18 protein-coding genes are annotated in these 17,195 nt (G+C 48.1%); 12 read left to right on the top strand and 6 right to left on the bottom strand.

Translation table 11 applies throughout. The features are described 5' to 3' along the window. The first annotated feature begins 60 nt into the window (after positions 1-60). Positions 61-1,089, top strand: coding sequence for a sporulation integral membrane protein YtvI (ytvI, locus tag D5E69_RS22020; RefSeq protein ID WP_053072158.1), 1,029 nt, complete (start codon positions 61-63; stop codon positions 1,087-1,089). Positions 1,090-1,142: 53 nt separating this feature from the next. On the opposite strand, the gene D5E69_RS22015 is transcribed toward ytvI, so the two are convergent. From D5E69_RS22015 to D5E69_RS21995, 5 genes are all read right to left on the bottom strand, one after another. Continuing rightward, positions 1,143-1,946: a sulfite exporter TauE/SafE family protein gene (locus tag D5E69_RS22015; RefSeq protein WP_159130263.1), complete on the bottom strand. Its 804-nt coding sequence runs from the start codon at positions 1,944-1,946 to the stop codon at positions 1,143-1,145. A gap of 84 nt (positions 1,947-2,030) precedes the next feature. Next, positions 2,031-3,941, bottom strand: coding sequence for a threonine--tRNA ligase (gene thrS / locus D5E69_RS22010; protein WP_048004677.1), 1,911 nt, complete (start codon positions 3,939-3,941; stop codon positions 2,031-2,033). Positions 3,942-4,335: 394 nt separating this feature from the next. After that, positions 4,336-5,031, bottom strand: coding sequence for a hypothetical protein (locus D5E69_RS22005; protein WP_159130262.1), 696 nt, complete (start codon positions 5,029-5,031; stop codon positions 4,336-4,338). Positions 5,032-5,316: 285 nt separating this feature from the next. Beyond that, positions 5,317-5,880: a TVP38/TMEM64 family protein gene (locus D5E69_RS22000; RefSeq protein ID WP_159130261.1), complete on the bottom strand. Its 564-nt coding sequence runs from the start codon at positions 5,878-5,880 to the stop codon at positions 5,317-5,319. Beyond that, positions 5,877-6,323, bottom strand: a complete 447-nt coding sequence (locus tag D5E69_RS21995; RefSeq protein ID WP_048004680.1) for a MarR family winged helix-turn-helix transcriptional regulator — start codon at positions 6,321-6,323, stop codon at positions 5,877-5,879. The genes D5E69_RS22000 and D5E69_RS21995 overlap by 4 nt, the downstream gene beginning before the upstream one ends. 158 nt (positions 6,324-6,481) lie before the next feature. Here D5E69_RS21995 and D5E69_RS21990 point away from each other — a divergent pair, with 158 nt between their 5' ends. From D5E69_RS21990 to D5E69_RS21965, 6 genes are all read left to right on the top strand, one after another. Further along, complete coding sequence (locus D5E69_RS21990; protein WP_048004681.1) at positions 6,482-6,859, top strand: GntR family transcriptional regulator; 378 nt, start codon at positions 6,482-6,484, stop codon at positions 6,857-6,859. Beyond that, on the top strand, positions 6,859-7,740 hold the full coding sequence (locus D5E69_RS21985) for an ABC transporter ATP-binding protein (RefSeq protein ID WP_063191867.1): 882 nt from the start codon (positions 6,859-6,861) through the stop codon (positions 7,738-7,740). The genes D5E69_RS21990 and D5E69_RS21985 overlap by 1 nt, the downstream gene beginning before the upstream one ends. Continuing rightward, positions 7,721-8,248 carry an ABC-2 transporter permease gene (locus D5E69_RS21980; protein ID WP_159130260.1) on the top strand — a complete coding sequence of 176 codons (528 nt, stop codon included), beginning with the start codon at positions 7,721-7,723 and terminating at the stop codon, positions 8,246-8,248. Before D5E69_RS21985 ends, D5E69_RS21980 begins: the two co-directional genes overlap by 20 nt. Positions 8,249-8,399: 151 nt before the next feature. Next, the gene (locus D5E69_RS21975) at positions 8,400-8,873 is read left to right on the top strand and encodes a hypothetical protein (protein WP_048004684.1); all 474 of its coding nucleotides are present in this window, start codon (positions 8,400-8,402) and stop codon (positions 8,871-8,873) included. A 124-nt stretch (positions 8,874-8,997) separates the two neighbouring features. Next, positions 8,998-9,756, top strand: coding sequence for an ABC transporter ATP-binding protein (locus tag D5E69_RS21970; protein ID WP_159130259.1), 759 nt, complete (start codon positions 8,998-9,000; stop codon positions 9,754-9,756). 5 nt (positions 9,757-9,761) lie between these two features. Then, the gene (locus D5E69_RS21965; protein ID WP_159130258.1) at positions 9,762-12,203 is read left to right on the top strand and encodes an FtsX-like permease family protein; all 2,442 of its coding nucleotides are present in this window, start codon (positions 9,762-9,764) and stop codon (positions 12,201-12,203) included. A gap of 259 nt (positions 12,204-12,462) precedes the next feature. Here D5E69_RS21965 and D5E69_RS21960 read toward each other — a convergent pair whose 3' ends face one another. Further along, the gene (locus D5E69_RS21960; protein WP_159130257.1) at positions 12,463-12,897 is read right to left on the bottom strand and encodes a GNAT family N-acetyltransferase; all 435 of its coding nucleotides are present in this window, start codon (positions 12,895-12,897) and stop codon (positions 12,463-12,465) included. 135 nt (positions 12,898-13,032) lie between these two features. On the opposite strand from D5E69_RS21960, the gene D5E69_RS21955 reads away from it, so the two are divergent. The 5 genes from D5E69_RS21955 to D5E69_RS21935 all read left to right on the top strand — a co-directional run bounded on the left by D5E69_RS21955 (position 13,033) and on the right by D5E69_RS21935 (position 17,179). Beyond that, on the top strand, positions 13,033-13,488 hold the full coding sequence (locus D5E69_RS21955) for a MarR family winged helix-turn-helix transcriptional regulator (protein ID WP_159130256.1): 456 nt from the start codon (positions 13,033-13,035) through the stop codon (positions 13,486-13,488). Between the two features lie 72 nt (positions 13,489-13,560). Further along, positions 13,561-14,070, top strand: a complete 510-nt coding sequence (locus tag D5E69_RS21950; RefSeq protein ID WP_231578987.1) for an arsinothricin resistance N-acetyltransferase ArsN1 family A — start codon at positions 13,561-13,563, stop codon at positions 14,068-14,070. Then, positions 14,067-15,368: an NAD(P)-binding domain-containing protein gene (locus tag D5E69_RS21945; protein WP_048013951.1), complete on the top strand. Its 1,302-nt coding sequence runs from the start codon at positions 14,067-14,069 to the stop codon at positions 15,366-15,368. The genes D5E69_RS21950 and D5E69_RS21945 overlap by 4 nt, the downstream gene beginning before the upstream one ends. A 175-nt stretch (positions 15,369-15,543) precedes the next feature. After that, positions 15,544-15,870: an ArsR/SmtB family transcription factor gene (locus D5E69_RS21940; protein WP_048013952.1), complete on the top strand. Its 327-nt coding sequence runs from the start codon at positions 15,544-15,546 to the stop codon at positions 15,868-15,870. 13 nt (positions 15,871-15,883) lie between these two features. Next, a complete protein-coding gene (locus D5E69_RS21935; RefSeq protein WP_048004947.1) occupies positions 15,884-17,179 on the top strand; it encodes an arsenical efflux pump membrane protein ArsB in 1,296 nt (431 codons plus the stop codon). The last annotated feature ends 16 nt before the right edge of the window (positions 17,180-17,195 follow it).

Raw genomic sequence — 17,195 nt, 5'->3', positions numbered from 1 at the left:
ATGGGCTCTTAGAAGGAAGGTTAATGATAGTTGAATCGAGTTCTGGTTAAACGCGTTATAATGTTTGTGCTTCTCCTAGCTGCTTGTGTGTTTGTGTATATTTACTTTTCAGTGTTCCTCCCCATATTCCTTGCCCTTTTGACAGCCATGGTCATGGAACCGCTCGTCAAGTGGGTGAAGAAACTCCTCAAGTCGGAAAAACGTCTCCTGCCTGTCATCATCGTCTTCACCACGTTTATGCTTGTTTGTGCGTGGGGACTGTATTTCACGGTGACGAGGGTGTTCAATTCCCTGTATGAATGGTCATTGAATATTCCGGTCTACGCAAAGGATATTCAGGTGTTCGTCAATGATCAGGTGATCCGTTTCAATGAATTCATCGATGAAGTCCCGCAGGGTGATCGGATTGTCAAGGAAATCGAGAAACAGTCCCAAGGACTTACCGATACAGCTGTGCATCTGACCTCACAGCTGATCAATGCCATCGGTTCGGCGCTTCAGTCGATTCCAAATATGGTATTCGTCACATTGATCTATCTCATCACCTTTTTCCTCTTCAGTCTGGATCTCCCGAAGCTTCTGAATATGTTCTTCAATTTCTTCAAGCCGGAAACATCGGGTAAACTCCGCTTCGTATTCCAGAAGATGAGCAAAGTGTTCATGGGGTACTGGAAGGCTCAATTCATCCTGAGTATCGGGGTATTCCTGATCACCTATATCTCATTATTGTTCATTTCTCCTAAGGTTGCTCTCATCATGAGCATCATTATCTGGCTGGTCGATATCATTCCCCTTTATGTGGGGCCGGCACTTGTGCTTGCGCCATGGGGCCTTCTCGCCATGATACTCGGAGACGTGAACGGCGGTCTGGCTTTGATTGTTCTCGCGGCTGTGATCACCATCGTCCGCCGTGCCATCGAGCCGAAAATCCTTGGGGACTCGATCGGCCTTGCTGCCTTGCCGACCGTCTTGACCATGTACTTCGGGTTCGTCTTCTTCGGGGTCATGGGGCTGATCCTTGGACCATTTGTGTATATCGCCATCCGCTCTGCCAAGGAAGCAGGCCTTTTCCAACTGAATAAAGGATAAAAAAGCGGGGACGAATCCGGTGCAGGTCAGCACTGGATTCGTCCCCGTTTTATTTACGCCACGATCATCATGATGATCACGACGGCCAAGATGGCAAGATAGGCTTTTGAAAAGATTCCGTCAGGCAGCTTCTGTGCCCATTTTCTTCCGAATGGGACCCCGATGAACCCCCCTACCGTGAAACCGACCAGGGCAGGGAGATAAATGAATCCGATTGTGGATGCAGGCATATGGTCTACCTGTAAACCTGAAACCAAGTAGCTGAATGCCCCTACAATGGCGATGGGCAGACCGAGGGGTGTAGCCAATGCGACGGCATTCAGCATCCGCATCCCTTGCTTCCGGAGGAACGGGATGGTCATGACGCTCCCACCGATACCGAGGAGGGTAGAGATGAATCCGATCCCCGTCCCGAAGAAAGCCGAAGCCTTCTTCCCCGGAAGCTGGAAGTCATCATCCTCCCGATCCGAGGTAAACGTCTTCTTCAGGAGATTGCTGATCAGGATATAGCCGAGCAGGGCGATGAAGAGGATCCTCAGAACCTCGCTATCGATGAAGATGGCCACGATTCCGCCGATGAGTGATCCTGCCGCAATGAACCCGGCAAGCTTTTTGAAGACAGACCACTTGATGTTCCCTTTACGGGAGTGATTATAGGTTGAGTTGAATGAGTTGATGATCATGACGGCAAGGGATGATCCGATGGCTGTGTGCATGAGGTATTCATGAGGGATCGTGTCGGGCAGGAATGCATACAGCACCGGTACCACGACGAAGCCTCCACCGAAACCGAACATACTTGAGAGGATCCCGATCAGGATCCCGATCAAGCCGAACATGATAAGAGAAACGGTCATGTTGACACCTTCCTTGTTGGATTGAGGCAGCTTTATCTTTTTAGGATACGCTACTTTTTGGCATTCAACAAGGCGACATTCCCATCACTGCTTGTCGCAGATTTGATCTCTTACCTTTTCCACGAAATCATTTACGGGGTATTCCTCCAGCTTCTCGCTTCCGTAGCACCGGACGGTCACGGAGCCACTCTCTTTCTCTTTATCTCCAAGCACAAGAATATATGGAACTTTTCGCATTTGTCCTTCGCGAATCTTCTTCCCAAGCTTTTCATTCCTATTATTCAAAGAGGCGCGTATCCCTGCCTGGCGAAGTTTCAGCAGAACGCTTTCGGCATATGGAGTGTGCGCGTCTGAGACGTGGATGACCTCGACCTGCTTAGGTGCGAGCCAAAGGGGGAACGCTCCACCAAAGTGCTCGATCAGGATGCCGAGGAAGCGGTCAATGGAACCGAAGACGGCACGATGGATGACAACCGGGCGCACTTTCTCGTTTTCTTCATTCACGTATGTCAGATCGAACTTCTCTGGAAGCTGGAAGTCGAGCTGGACGGTCGCGCACTGATGGCTGCGCTTGATGGCATCCCTGATGTGGATATCGATCTTCGGTCCATAGAAAGCGCCGTCTCCTTCATTGATTTTGTATGGAAAACCAATCTTCTTCAATACGTTCTCCAGAGCAGATTCCGCTTGGTCCCACAGATCCGGATCCCCCATGTAGTCATCCGGACGGGTGGAAAGTTCGATTTCGTAGCTGAATCCGAATACCTGGTATACATGGTCGATGATCTTCAAGGCAAGGGACACTTCTGCCTCGATCTGCTCTGGCGTTACAAAGATATGGGCATCATCCTGACAGAAGCTGCGGACGCGCAACAAGCCATTGAGGGCGCCGCTGAACTCGTGCCGGTGTACTTGTCCAAACTCTGCCATGCGGATCGGCAGGTCCCTGTAGGAGCGTAGACCATTCTTGAAGATCAGCATATGTCCCGGACAATTCATGGGCTTAAGGGCAAACGATTGATCGTCCACCTGAGTAAAGTACATATTCTCTTTATAATGATCCCAGTGTCCGGACTGCTCCCAAAGGCGCTGGTTCATCATCAGGGGAGTGCGTACTTCCTGATAATCGTATGATGTCTGGAGGTCTCTTAGGAAGGATTCCAGCTCATTCCGGATCAACTGTCCGTTCGCCAAGTAAAAGGGCATCCCCGGAGCTTCTTCAGAGAACATGAACAGGTCGAGCTCCTTCCCGAGCTTCCGGTGATTCCGCTTTTCCGCCTCTTTGAGGAAAAGGAAGTGATCTTCCAATTCCTTATTCGACGCAAAGGCAACCCCGTAGATCCGTTGGAGCATACGATTGTCGCTGTCCCCGCGCCAGTATGCCCCTGAGACGCTCATAAGCTTGAAGTGCTTCACCTTACCAGTGGATGGCGCATGGGGGCCGCGGCATAGATCATAGAAATCCCCTTGTTCGTATACCGTTATGGGTTCACCGGCAGGAATATCTTCAAGCAGTTCCAGTTTCAATGGATCATGAGAGAAGAGGTGCTCCGCCTCATCGTTTGTCACTTCTTTTCGGAGGACAAGAAGATCCTCTTGGACTATCTGTCCCATCATGTCCTCAATCTCCACCAGATCCTCCGGGACTAAAGCTTTTTCTATATCAATATCATAATAGAATCCGTTTTCGATCACCGGCCCCACTCCGAAAGAGGCGTCCGGATACAGTCGTCTGATCGCCTGAGCAAGGATATGGGCGGCCGAATGGCGTATGACACCGATTCCCTCCTGAGACACGGCATCGTAAATGGAAATGTCAGCATCCTCCAGAATCGGTCGTGTCAAATCAACCGTCGTTCCATTCACACTCCCTGCTACGGCTTTTTTGCGTAAGCCCGGGCTGATCGACTGAGCGATATCGGTCAGTGTGACACCTTGTGGGAATTCTTGTTGTTGACCATCTGGAAATTGAATCCTAACGTGTTGATTTGACATCTTCTTTGTCTCCTTTTCTATAAAAATAAAAAAACACATGACGTCCCAAGAAGGGACGAGCATGTGTTGATTACCCGTGGTTCCACCCAAATTCCCACCGCAAGCGGTGGCTCATTGAATATGCTGTAACATCGCATAAAACGGCGCAAGTTTCCAAGCGCGGCTCAAAGGGAGTAAAACCGGATGCTGCATTGGGGAGCTTTCAGCCGTGTCTCCCTTCTCTGTAAACCGTTCATCCAGCCTCGTATCCTCGTCATGGCCGAGTCGATTGATTAAATTGTTACCAACTATACCAGAGGAAGAAAATAATGTAAATACTTTATTTTCCTGATGGCTTTGTTAAAGTTTAATGTTGATTTATCACAATTTTAAAAGGGCTATAAAAAGCCCTTTATTATTCGTAATAATAAGCATTTGTCCAATAGTAATTTTTACCTTTGCTTTTGCACCATTTAACAAAGTCCTTTTTTTGTTCTTTTTTAAACATCATCCAATCATTCAAAAGTTCTCTATAATAATTCATTTTGTTATCATTGTTCTTCCTGGTTTGTTGGCATTTTACCTTATCATTTAACTCCTGTAACTTGGTAATAAGAATAGAATCTTCTTCAATATTGCCCAGATATAAATCTTCAGATATATGGTGAAACGAATACCAAAGAAAGTAAAAATTAATATCAATTAGTTTTAACAATGATAATTGTTCGCCTTTGCCACCAAGTTCAATTGCATTGTTTAAGTATTCAATCTGTTTTTCGGTTTGTAAAAACAAACCATACCACCTATATGGTCTTGGTTCTTTAGGATTTTTTTTAATCCATTCCTCAAGTAAAGGCTTTAATAAATTTTCTTCTAAAGGATGAACAAGTAAGTGGTGAATATTGTCTGATACTTCAAATAAAGTAAATAGCCAACAAGCGAAATTCTGTTGTTTATCATTATCCCATTCCTTTGCTTCATCTATAAATGAGGATAATGCTTTAAAGGATTCCTTCCGTAGCCCTTTTTCTTTGAGGACACAAAACTTTTTGAATAAAGGGTATTTATCTAATCTGTCGTTTTTCAAGACATTCGTATAAATATCTTCCATTTTGCACTTCCCATCTCGTTTCAAATTAGTCGAACGTAACGAAAAACCTATTTGTTAAATTTGGACAGACGCCCGCAACATTTACATTGATGCCGTTGCCGACCCTTATATTTTCCGAACCGAACAGTGTCCTCATTGTTCATCGGAATACGTCAAGAATCCGGACAAGTATCAACATTTACCTTTAACAGAGCTTTCCTGATAAATATGCATACTATCATGAAATAGTGTTCGAGTATCTGCCGCTGGGCAGTCATGATTTCCATTATTCATAGTGCAGGAGTTTCAACTGGATGGCCGTGAATAAAGCCTTTGGATGATGATGAAGAGGGAGATTCCTGCAAGGGCGGCAAGGATCCATTTCCCCGTTCCTGTCCATTGAATGACATGATAAACCGAGAATCCTTCTATTAAAATGGCAGGGATCTTGCCAAGGGAGCTTGCCGCAACAAATACCGTCCACGGCGTTTTGCCGATGGCTGCGATGAACGTCACTAAACCCGATGGGATAAAGGGCATGATCCTCAGGGAAAGGATCAGGATGAACGATTCTTTCCCTGAGGCACCTAACAGCTTCTGAACTTTAGGATGGGTGAACCCCTTCCGATCCTTCAACTGCCTGAATCCTTTACGATACGGGAAAAAGGCGATGATGGCCCCGAATACCTCTCCGATGAAGGACACGCCGATTCCACCCCAGAGGCCGAATACAGCGAGGTTTGCAGCAGTCAAAAAGACGCTAGGAACGACGCCAAGAACGCTGATGACAATGTTCAATGCAATGCTGATGACGACGGCTATCGACTCATATGCAATGAAGAGGTCGATCGTCTGCTGCTGCCAATTCACTCGTCGTCCCCTTGACGATCCATGACGATTCCCTGGAGCTTCTGCGCGATGTCGCGCATCTGCTTCGTTTCTTCGATGCTTAATTGTGCGTAATAGTGATCAATGATGTATTGATCGACGCGTTCATATTCTTTGAAATAGTCTTCTCCCTTATCTCCCAGGGTCAAAAATGTTTCCCTTCGATTGTCTGGATTTATGGAGCGAGTCACAAATCCGTCTGATTCAAGTTTTTTAACGAGTTGGCTGACGGAGCTCATGGAAAGGTCGAATTGGTCCGCTACGTCCTGGATTTTTGTCTTCTTCACTTCGTACACGTATTTCATGATCATGAACTGCTTAGGAGGGATATCGTGGTTCAATTTCGCGAAATGATGTTTCAGAAGATAGCTGTTGATGGAGTTGAAGATGGATACGGCTTCTTTGATATAAGCAGCTTGATTCAAGTTTATTCACCTCTAATAGTTTATGTAGTTAAACTATTAAACATATTAAAACATTAGGGAGTATCGGTCAATCACAATTTTTTTGAGAATCCCTATTGTATATATTGTGTATATTGTATATATTGTTACATATAAAGTAAAAATTGAGAGGTTCAGGTATGAAAATCCTAATTTCAAATCGCTCCAAGCAACCGATTTATGAACAGATCAACGAACAGGTAAAGGAGCAGATCATGTCGGGGCATCTTCCAGCCGGAAAAAGCCTGCCATCCATGAGGCAGCTGGCAAAGGAACTAAGCGTCAGCCTGATTACGACGAAGCGTGCGTACGAAGAGCTTGAGAAGAACGGATACATCTACTCTGTTGTAGGGAAGGGATCGTTCGTTGCGGATCAAAACAGCGAGCTGATCAAGGAGGAGAAGATGAAGGGGATCGAAGAGCAGCTCTCTTCAGCCATCCGGAGCGGGAAGGAAATGGGGATCCCCCTCTCGGAACTTCAAGAGTTGCTCGATATGTTATATAGGGAGGAAGACTGATGGAGAATGCAATTGAATTGAGGAATGTGGAGAAACGATTCAACGGCTTTGAGATCAATGATTTTTCACTCGAAGTGAAGAAAGGGTTCATTACAGGACTGATCGGGGGGAACGGGGTCGGAAAATCCACAACGCTCAAGATGATCCTGAACCTGTTGAAGCCGGACCGTGGAGAGCTGAAGGTGCTCGGTATGGACTACAGGAATCATGAAAAGGAAATAAAGGAACGGATCGGCTTCGTATTTGATGAGAATGTCTTCTACGAGCAGCTGACACTCCATGAAATGAAGAAAATTGCGAAGTGGTCCTATTCTAGATGGGATGATGATGTGTTCGAACAGTATGTCACGATGTTCCACCTCCCCTTGAAGAAAAAGCTTAAGACCTTCTCGAAAGGAATGCTCATGAAGGCTTCACTGGCTATCGCATTTTCCCATCACGCAGAACTCATCCTGATGGATGAACCGACGGCAGGTCTTGACCCTATCTTCCGCAGGGAGCTCCTCGATATCCTGCACAGCGTGATGGAGGAGGGAGAGAAGACGATCCTTTATTCCACCCACATCACGACGGATCTGGAAAGCGCGGCCGATTATATCACGTTCATCCATGGTGGCCGGCATATTTTCACGAAGCCTTATTACAAGATTGAAGAAGATTATGCATTGGTCAAGGGCGGGCTTGAACTGCTGGATGCAGACACGGAGAAGGAGTTTGTCAGCTTCAAGAAGACGAAATTCGGCTTCGAAGCCCTGACGGCAGACCGGGTGAAGGCCGAGGACCTCTTCGGTGGCCACGCCCTTATCGAGGCACCGACGTTGGAGGATATCATGTATTACACGAAGAAAGGGGACCGGTTCCATGCTTCAGTTGATTCGTAAGGACTTCATGCTCCACCGGAATATCCTCGTCATCCTATTGGGCGTCTTGATCATCTATCTCGTCCTGGGGGCTCCGCCGATCTGGGTAGGGCTTGTCTTCATCCTGGTCCTGTCGATGTCGACCTTTGGGAATGATGAGAAAACGACGATCAATCTCTTCTTGAATTCCCTTCCGTTCACCCGTAAGGAAATCGTCAGTTCCAAGTATCTCAGCGTCCTGATCTATACGGTTGCCATCACCATCCTGCTATTTTTAGGGAGTCTGCTCATTCACGGCAGGATCATGGAATGGCAAGGGATCGTCTTCATGACGATGTTGTCCCTCCTGTCCCTTTCCTTCATGCTCCCGTTTGCTTACCGGTTTGCATCCAAGTATCTGATGATTGCCTCACTTGTCCTGTTCGCGGCTTACTTTGCCGTCGTGAATGTGTTCATCCCCAATTTGAATGACATCATAAGGGAATCTGTCGGGACGCTGGTCTCCCTGGAAAGTACCGCCCCTATCTGATTGTCTGTGTGGCGGTCCTGGCGATCTTCGCGCTCTCGTGGGTCCTGTCGATCCGCATTTATGAGAAAAAAGTATTTTAATCGCAGCCTCTCATATTAATCCTGCTCCATGGAGACAATACGCTTGAAGATCCATTAAGGAGGGTGTATTGATGACGAAGCATCCAAGACTCTTGTTGTGGTTGATCTTATTGGTCCCGTGGCTGTCGGCTCCATTCCTTGGGAAGGAAACCGTTAAACGATACGGACTGGCGAGTCTGTTCATCTGCCTGTTCATCCGGCTGGAAGGGGTCCTGGCCGAGAAGAGGAAATGGTGGTGGTTCTATGAGAGGTTATTTCCTAAAGCAAATGGAGAGACACCCCTCATATGGGGGCAGTTCCTTATCGGGACGATCTGGATCCTTAAGTTCTCTTACGGCAATTTCATTAAGTATCTGCTTACGAACTTTGTGACCGACCTTTTCTTCATTTATCCATTCTCTAAATTCTTGAAGAAACAGGGGATATTTTCATATGTCAGATTGAATGAGTACCAAGTGTATGCCGTTTTCTTTCTGAAGTCTCTCCTGATTTATGGATTTCAGCTCGCTCAGGAGACCATCATAAAGAAAAAGCATATCGAATGATGACCCTTAAGGTCCAGTGGCTTTTAGATGCCACTGGACTTTTTTTATTTAAAATTTGCAGGAAGTGACCACTGGTTGTAAAATTACAACAATAATGGATAGATTATGTTGAATGAGGTGGCTCATGAGTCAGTCGGTATTGGAAATCAGCAATTTACATAAGCAGTACCAAGGTGCGGGACACGAGGTGAACGCCCTGAGGGGGGTATCATTTTCCCTGGAGGAGGGGGAGATGCTGACCATCATGGGAACGAGCGGTTCTGGAAAGAGCACGCTTCTGAACATCCTCGGGGCACTGGATGAGCCGAGTGGAGGTTCCATCATGCTGAACGGAGAAGAGACCACCCGGTTCTTCAAGGAACCGGATGCCACCATCTACCGCCGCGACCACATCGGATTCATCTTCCAATCCTTCAATCTTCTGAAGGATCTGACGGTCGAAGAAAACATCGGACTTCCCTTGGTGTTGAAAGGCGTGGGGAAGAGCGAAGTGAAGCAAAAGGTAGATGAGATGCTGGGTCTCGTGCAGCTCACGGATTGGCGTAAGCACAGGCCGGTTGAGCTATCCGGTGGGCAACAGCAGCGTGTGGCCATCGGCCGTGCCCTGATCACGTCACCACCCATCATCCTTGCAGATGAACTGACGGGTAACCTGGACTTCAATACAAGCAGGGATATCCTACATATGCTAGTCGAACTGAAAGAAACATTCCAAAAAAGTGTCATCGTTGTCACCCATGATCCGAATGTTGCGACCTATGGGGACCGGGTCCTCTTCTTCCATGACGGACTGATCGTGGATGAACATCGATGTACGGGCGAGGGCGACTTGTCACAAATTCTGAATAAGTTTCAGACAATCATGGAGCTACGCAATCAATGAGGGGCATGAAGACGATCTTCGCCACCTCCATGCGCTTCCTGAGGGCAAATCCGTTCATCACCCTGTCTTCGATCCTGAGCGTCTGCCTCTCCATCTCCCTCGTTCTCACCATGATGCTGTTCGCCATGAATGCCAAGCAGTCGGTGAAGGATGAAGTGACGGAGATGTTCGGGACGATGGATCTGTCTGTCGGGTATGATACCGCCGATAACGGGGTCATCGATCAGGATTTCCTTGACCGGCTGACCGCGATGGAAGGCGTAAAGGAGACTTCCAATGTCCTCATCACCCAGCTCGCCCTTTCTTCATTCGGAGGGGAAGCCCCCACGTACAGTCTCGGGGTCGGTACCGATGAGCTGGTCAAGAGCCGCTATCATTTCAAGAAAGAAGTGGGGGAAGGCGAGATCATCATCAATGAGTCCCTTGCCAACGCCCTGGGAGTGGGAGTAGGGGATGATTTGACGGTTGAAGGGAAGACCTTTTCCCTGATCGAGACGTTCAAGGACAATACGGGTACGGGGGTGGTGCCTGATATCTTGATTCTTTCTCATGACGACGTGAAGCGCTTCATGGGTGGGGACATCGAAGCCACCTATGTGCTGGTGAAGACGGCAGCAGGAACAGACAATCTCGGGCTTGCGACGCAGATCAAGGGATTCGATGAGGGGCTCCGCGTCGAACTCGCAGAAGAGAATCCGTATCTGACAGCGAATCTCTCCTCTCTTTCAATCTTTATTTACGTTCTTAGCTTCTTTGTCCTGATCGTGACCTCACTCCTGATCATCTCAAACTTTGAGACATTCTTGTACAAATACAAGCAGCAGTTTGCCATCATGAGGTCGATCGGGGCCACAGCAAGGCAACTCTTCGGGATCATCCTCGTCCAAAGCAGTGTCATTACGGCAACGGGTGCTTTCATTGGTGTCGGACTCGCTTATATCAGCCAGCACTATGTCCAGGGGTTCTTGCAGGACTGGATGGGCATCTCTGTCGCACGGGGGGACTTCCACATGGGTATGGCACTGTGGATGACCGCGGCATGCGCCGCCCTGATCCAGTTGTTCCTTCTGATCCCGGCTGTGAAGAACGGGAAGACCCTTCCGTTGAAGGTCATGCAGGAGAATGAGGAGCTGTCGTTCTCCATCAGAGGCAGGAGATTCCTGGGAAGAGGACTGCTCATCATAAGCATCGTCGTACTGGTCTTCGGGAAACTCGTAGCGGTAGATGAGGGGAATCAGGTGTTGAGTGTGCTTGCTGCCGCGACAATCTTCACCCTTTCTATTTTCGTCCTGTTCCCACTCTACCTCTCACCAATCCTGAAGAAGGGTGCGCCCTTCATACGGAGAGTAGCCGGAAATGCCTCCTATGTCGCAATCCGGAATGTCATTCCCCAGGTGAAGAAAAATACATTCGTGATCCTGACGGTGAGCATGATGATGATCATTGCCGTATTCGGATCCGTCATGCTGAAGACGATCCAGAACAATGAAGCACTGTATCTGAAGAGCCAGTTTCCGACGGAAGTTGTGTTGCAGTCAAGACTGGAGTCGACCTCCCTTGATCCGTTCAAATTGAAGGAATCAGTCGAAGAAAAAATGCCTGGTTCTGAAGCAAGCTTCATCAGCACCTATACAGGGGCCGCCCTTATGGAAGGGGATTCCACCCTGGACGTGACGGTTCTGAGAGGCGACTTGGATGGAATGATGAAGCAGGGATTCATCGATGAATCATCCGGTGAAGAGAATGGTGTGATTGTCTCTGAACCTTTTGCTAAGAAGCATAATTTGAAAGCGGGGGACCGTCTTCAATTGGAAACATTCTCGAATGATTTGGAGGACTATGTCCCGTTGAAGCCTCTAAAGGTAACCGCAATCGAAGGTGAATTATTTGATACAGATATCCTGGTGGATTGGAAGGACGAAACTTTCAGTGATGCAGGATTTGCGAGGATGTTCGTCAGTGAAGGGGACCCCGGGCAACTGGAATCATTGAAGGCAGAGTTTCCGGAACTGCAGGTCCACTCGTATGAGCAGTCCGTGAACGAATCGGATGAAATGTTCCAACAGCGCTGGTCCATCTTTATCATCTTCCTCGCTGTCATGCTCCTGAGCGTTGCGGTCGGAGTCTTCAACACCCTTTTGAACAATATCCATGCCAAGCGGAAGGAGTTTGCCGTCCTTCGCACCCTTTCCCTGACAAGAAAGGGGATCATCAGCGTGATTCTCACTCAGGTGTTGCTATACATCTTGATCGGATTGAGCCTAGGAATCATGATCGGGATCTTCGTGTCCTTCATCATTAATATCATTGATCCAGGGCCTCTGGCTATTAACTACACCATCATAGGGGGAATCGTCTCTGCTATGCTGTTACTGACGATCTTACTATTCACCCCACTTGCCTACCGCATCGGGGGACGGAAGCTGACAGAAGAATTGAACGAATAAGCCCTGATTCTGTCACATTTGGACGCATCCGGAGAGGGTTGTTTTTAAGCCTGTTGTGTTACAATGGGCGTATCAATATCCATGAAGGGTTGGTTATACATGAAGAAATTCTGGATCATTTTGGGTATGATCTTATTGTTCTTTATTTTCGGCGGTCTGATCACGATGTATATCACGGGTAACGTGCTGAATTGATAAATTGCCTGGGAATGCTTGAATATAAGCATTCCCAGGCTTTATTGTTTCACGTGAAACGCTTTCATTTATGCATGATAATCCTGTTGTCATTCTTTGTGAAGGAGTGCCGTTCATAAAAACCTTCCGCAGGAGATCCCGGCGAGGTGAGAAGATAGATCGACTGAATTCCTTCACGGTTCAGTTCCTTTTCCAAGTGAGAGAGGAGTGTGGATCCAATTCCTTTTCCCTGTATGGATGGGTCGACGCAAAGCTCTGCGATATAGAAGGTCATCCCTTTTGATGTCCTTTTGGCACTACCTGCAATGAAGCCGGCGGGCTTTCCATCAATGTGCAGGGTATAACCGCGGGACTTTGGTGTGCTCAGGAGGTCGGACAGCCGTTCCTCTGCTGACTCCACGGTCCAAGTTTCGTTCCAGGGCGGAGAATTGAATACGTTGATGTACAGGTGGATCCAATCAGTCAGTTTCTCTTTGGTAAGAATCGTTAGTGATGACATTGCCGCCGTCTTTTCTAGGAAATATGATTGTTTCTCACTTAAATAGTAGACTATTTTCAAAAAAAGAAAAAGAACAAGAAATATAGTTGACTTAATCAACTATTGGTATTATCATGTAAATAAGGAAGTGATTCTATGAATAAAGAAAAGCAGAGTGAGATGCGCGAAATGCTTCAGCAGCTTGTCAGGGATTTCGGATTATTGCAGCGAGATGGATCAGACTGCTGCGGGATCACGGTAACGCAAAGTCATATTGTGTATGAGCTTCAAAAAAGTCCTGCTATCTCCCTTCAAATGCTGGCTCAAAAGCTGGTGATGGATACGGGTATGCTAAGCAAACAAGTAAACAAGCTTGTAGAAATGGAGCTCCTCTCCCGGACAGCCGATCCAAAAGACCGGCGCTACGTGCTCCTTGCCCTGACAGATACAGGTGAAGAGAAAGCGGACGAAATTGCTGGTCAGATGCTCCAATACATCGGGAATATCTTTCAGTTCATAGAGCCGGCGAAACATGATCAGGTCATGGAAAGTATGAGTCTCCTCCTCTCGGCTATGCGCCAGAACGGAGGAAATGGAAGCTGCGCCACTTGATGGGAGTGGTGTTGCTTTCGGGCTAATAGTTGATAAAGTCAATAAATGGTCAATTCAAATGGAGGTGGTGGAGTGATTCGTCATGCTACAGAAAAGGACCTACCAGCGATCCTGTCTATATACAACGAGGGGATTGAAGACCGGATTGCCACGCTGGAAACGGATCAAAAAGACGCAGTTTACATAAACCAATGGTTTCAAAGTCATAAGGGGCGATACATCGTACTGGTTTCTGAAGATATGGGTGGAATCAACGGATATGCAAGTATTCAACCGTACAGCCCGCGGGCGGCCTACGCCGGGGTGGGCGAGTTGTCGGTTTATATCAGGCGAGGAGCAAGAGGGCAAGGGATCGGCGGGCAGCTTCTGAGGAACCTGGAGGAGGAAGCGGCCAAAAATCAGTTTCACAAACTCGTCCTCTTCACCTTCCCGTTTAATACCCTTGGGCAAGGGCTCTACAGGAAACGTGGATACCGGGAAGTGGGAATCTTTAAGGATCAAGGAATACTGGATGGAACATATGTCGATGTCATGATCATGGAAAAAATTCTACCAACTAACCAAAAGGAGAGAGAATCATGAACCAATCACCTCAATTACCAATTGCCATCATCGGAGCGGGACCAGTCGGATTGGCAGCTGCCGCTCATCTTATCAGTTACGGTCAACCGTTTGTCCTATTTGAAGCAGGAGAAGCGGTCGGAGCGAATATCAAGACGTGGGAACATATCCGCCTCTTCTCACCTTGGAGGTATAACATGGATAAAAAATCAGTGGAGTTGTTGAAACGCCAAGGATGGCAAGAGCCGGATCTGGAAGCGCTTCCGACAGGCCGGGAGCTGGTCGATGACTACCTCATTCCCCTTTCTGAGACCGTTGAAATAAAGCCTCATCTTGAACTGAATGCAAAGGTCTTGTCGATCAGCAAGAAAGATCGCGATAAGATGAAGACGGCAGGCCGTGACGAAGTCCCGTTTGTCCTCTACGTCGAGCGTGACGGGGAAGTCTCCAAGGTTGAAGCGCAGGCCGTCATCGATGCTACGGGGACTTGGGGGAACCCGAACCCGGCCAATTCAGATGGTGTCTGGCTTTCCGGTGAGCGACATGCCAACGAACGATCATTCTATGGCATGCCGGATGTGACGGGGAAACATCGTGAACGTTATTCCGGAAAAAATGTGGCTGTTGTCGGGAGCGGGCACTCCGCCATTAATGCCCTCCTTGAACTGGCAACACTGAAAGAAGCATACCCTGAAACGGGAATTGTCTGGATCATCCGTAAGAAAAGCGTCAGTGAGGCTTACGGTGGTGAGGAGAAAGACGCTCTTGCTGCCAGGGGAGAACTCGGGAGCCGCATCCATCGCCTCGTCGATTCCGGCATCGTCCAAGTATATGAAGGATTCAAGATCGAGCAAGTGATGTCTGCTGAAAATGGAACGTTGATCATCAAGAATGCCACAACTGAAATCAAAGGAGTGGATGAAATGATCGTCAATACGGGCAATCGTCCGGACCGCACCATTTTCAGCGAACTGCGGACGGCGATCGATGAAGCGACAGAAAGTGTGAAAGCCCTCGCTCCTCTCATTGATCCGAACGTCCACAGCTGCGGGACGGTAAGACCGCATGGTGAGAAGGAACTCAGTCAGCCGGAAAAAAACTTCTACATTGTCGGAGCCAAGAGCTATGGCCGGGCCCCTACATTCCTCATGGCAACCGGGTATGAGCAAGTACGGTCTGTGGTGGCACACATAAGCCAAGACGAAGAGGCCGCCTCGAAAGTGGAGCTGGAACTGCCTGAAACCGGCGTATGCAGTGTGACCTTTTCAAAACCGACCACAACATCTTCCTCCTGCAGTGCATCAACCTCCTGTAGCTGAGTGATGGAACACTAAAACACGGGGGCGGTTCCGATGCGACAAAAATGGCGCATCGGAACCGCCCCTATGCGTTATTTTTTATATAAGTTATTGATTATATAAGTGATTCGTTATATAATCCGTACATACAAATGAATGTGCAGGGAGGGGATTGGTGTTGACAACGATAGCAGTTATGGATGCAAAGAGGGTTTCGGCTTGTATGAAGACGCTTGGTGACCCGACGCGCCTGATGATGATGAAGCTGTTGAGCTCGGCTGATTATTGTGTCTGTCAGTTCGTGGATATGTTTGAAATGAGTCAGCCGTCCATCAGCCAGCATTTGAAAAAGCTGAAGATTGCCGACTATGTGAAGGAAGAACGAAGGGGTCAGTGGCGCTATTTTTCATTAAATGCCTCGTGTCCGGAGCATGAATTGATCAAGCTGATCCTTCAACAAATTTCCGACAGCGATGAGGTACTTCAACAATTGAGATGCAGGGGCGAGAACGCAACTTGCTAGAGGGGGAATTATGTTGACAGAAGTTATATTGGCATCGGTGATCTTCCTGATCACACTGGTGCTGGTCATATGGCAGCCGAAGGGCCTGTCGATCGGCTGGTCAGCCTGCGGCGGAGCAATCCTGGCTCTGCTCGTCGGAGTGGTCACATTCAGTGACGTCATCGATGTTACATCGATCGTGTGGAACGCGACCCTGACCTTCATTGCCATCATCCTGATATCACTCATTCTCGATGAAATCGGGTTCTTTGAATGGGCAGCCCTTCATATGGCCAAAGCGGCCAAGGGTAGCGGGGTCCGCATGTTCATCTACGTTTCGCTTTTAGGGGCCGTGGTGGCAGCCCTGTTTGCAAATGACGGAGCGGCATTGATTCTGACGCCCATCGTCTTGGCGATGGTAAGGAATCTAAACTTTAATGAGAAGCTCGTATTTCCTTTCATCATGGCGAGTGGATTCATTGCGGATACCACATCGCTTCCCCTCGTGGTGAGCAATCTGGTCAACATTGTATCGGCAGATTACTTCAACATCGGGTTCGTGGAATATGCTTCACGCATGATCATCCCGAACTTCTTCTCCCTTGGAGCAAGCATCCTGGTGCTCTATCTCTTCTTCCGAAAGAGCATCCCGGGGAAATATGATGTGTCCCAGCTGAAAAAACCGGTGGACGCCATCAAAGATGAGAAAATGTTCAAGCTGTCGTGGGTGGTCCTAGCTGTTTTGCTTGCGGGCTATTTCGTCAGCGAATTCATCGGGATCCCGGTCTCCATCGTAGCGGGGATCGTCGCAATCTTTTTCCTGATCATGGCGAAACGAAGTCCCGTGGTGAACACGAAGACGGTCATCAAGGGTGCGCCATGGGCCATCGTGTTCTTCTCGATCGGGATGTATGTGGTGGTATATGGACTTCGCAACGCAGGTCTCACTGATATCCTATCCGATGCCATCCAGGCTACGGCGGACCAAGGGCTGTTTGCGGCAACGATCGGAATGGGCTTCATTGCGGCCATCCTTTCCTCAGTCATGAATAATATGCCGACGGTGATGATCGACGCGATTGCCATATCGGATACGAATACGACGGGGGTCATCCGGGAAGCCTTGATTTATGCGAATGTCATCGGCTCCGACCTGGGGCCGAAGATCACCCCGATCGGTTCCCTGGCCACGTTGCTATGGCTTCATGTATTGTCCCTTAAGGGCGTGAAGATCTCTTGGGGAACGTATTTCAAAACAGGTATCATCCTGACGATCCCGACCCTGTTCATTACACTGGTCGGACTGTATCTCTGGTTACTGATCCTATAAAATCACACTACTCATT

The sequence above is a fragment of the Rossellomorea marisflavi genome, assembly GCF_009806575.1.
GTDB lineage: Bacteria > Bacillota > Bacilli > Bacillales > Bacillaceae_B > Rossellomorea > Rossellomorea marisflavi_A.
This window is presented reverse-complemented; position numbering and strand designations above follow the sequence as displayed.

Excerpts from the sequence above, each read along its gene's own strand:
- ytvI (WP_053072158.1), top strand. The coding sequence starts at position 61 with ATGTTTGTGCTTCTCCTAGCTGCTTGTGTGTTTGTGTATATTTACTTT.
- D5E69_RS22015 (WP_159130263.1), bottom strand. The coding sequence starts at position 1,946 with ATGACCGTTTCTCTTATCATGTTCGGCTTGATCGGGATCCTGATCGGG.
- thrS (WP_048004677.1), bottom strand. The coding sequence starts at position 3,941 with ATGTCAAATCAACACGTTAGGATTCAATTTCCAGATGGTCAACAACAA.
- D5E69_RS22005 (WP_159130262.1), bottom strand. The coding sequence starts at position 5,031 with ATGGAAGATATTTATACGAATGTCTTGAAAAACGACAGATTAGATAAA.
- D5E69_RS21990 (WP_048004681.1), top strand. The coding sequence starts at position 6,482 with ATGAAAATCCTAATTTCAAATCGCTCCAAGCAACCGATTTATGAACAG.
- D5E69_RS21985 (WP_063191867.1), top strand. The coding sequence starts at position 6,859 with ATGGAGAATGCAATTGAATTGAGGAATGTGGAGAAACGATTCAACGGC.
- D5E69_RS21980 (WP_159130260.1), top strand. The coding sequence starts at position 7,721 with ATGCTTCAGTTGATTCGTAAGGACTTCATGCTCCACCGGAATATCCTC.
- D5E69_RS21975 (WP_048004684.1), top strand. The coding sequence starts at position 8,400 with ATGACGAAGCATCCAAGACTCTTGTTGTGGTTGATCTTATTGGTCCCG.
- D5E69_RS21970 (WP_159130259.1), top strand. The coding sequence starts at position 8,998 with ATGAGTCAGTCGGTATTGGAAATCAGCAATTTACATAAGCAGTACCAA.
- D5E69_RS21965 (WP_159130258.1), top strand. The coding sequence starts at position 9,762 with ATGAAGACGATCTTCGCCACCTCCATGCGCTTCCTGAGGGCAAATCCG.
- D5E69_RS21960 (WP_159130257.1), bottom strand. The coding sequence starts at position 12,897 with ATGTCATCACTAACGATTCTTACCAAAGAGAAACTGACTGATTGGATC.
- D5E69_RS21955 (WP_159130256.1), top strand. The coding sequence starts at position 13,033 with ATGAATAAAGAAAAGCAGAGTGAGATGCGCGAAATGCTTCAGCAGCTT.
- D5E69_RS21945 (WP_048013951.1), top strand. The coding sequence starts at position 14,067 with ATGAACCAATCACCTCAATTACCAATTGCCATCATCGGAGCGGGACCA.
- D5E69_RS21940 (WP_048013952.1), top strand. The coding sequence starts at position 15,544 with ATGGATGCAAAGAGGGTTTCGGCTTGTATGAAGACGCTTGGTGACCCG.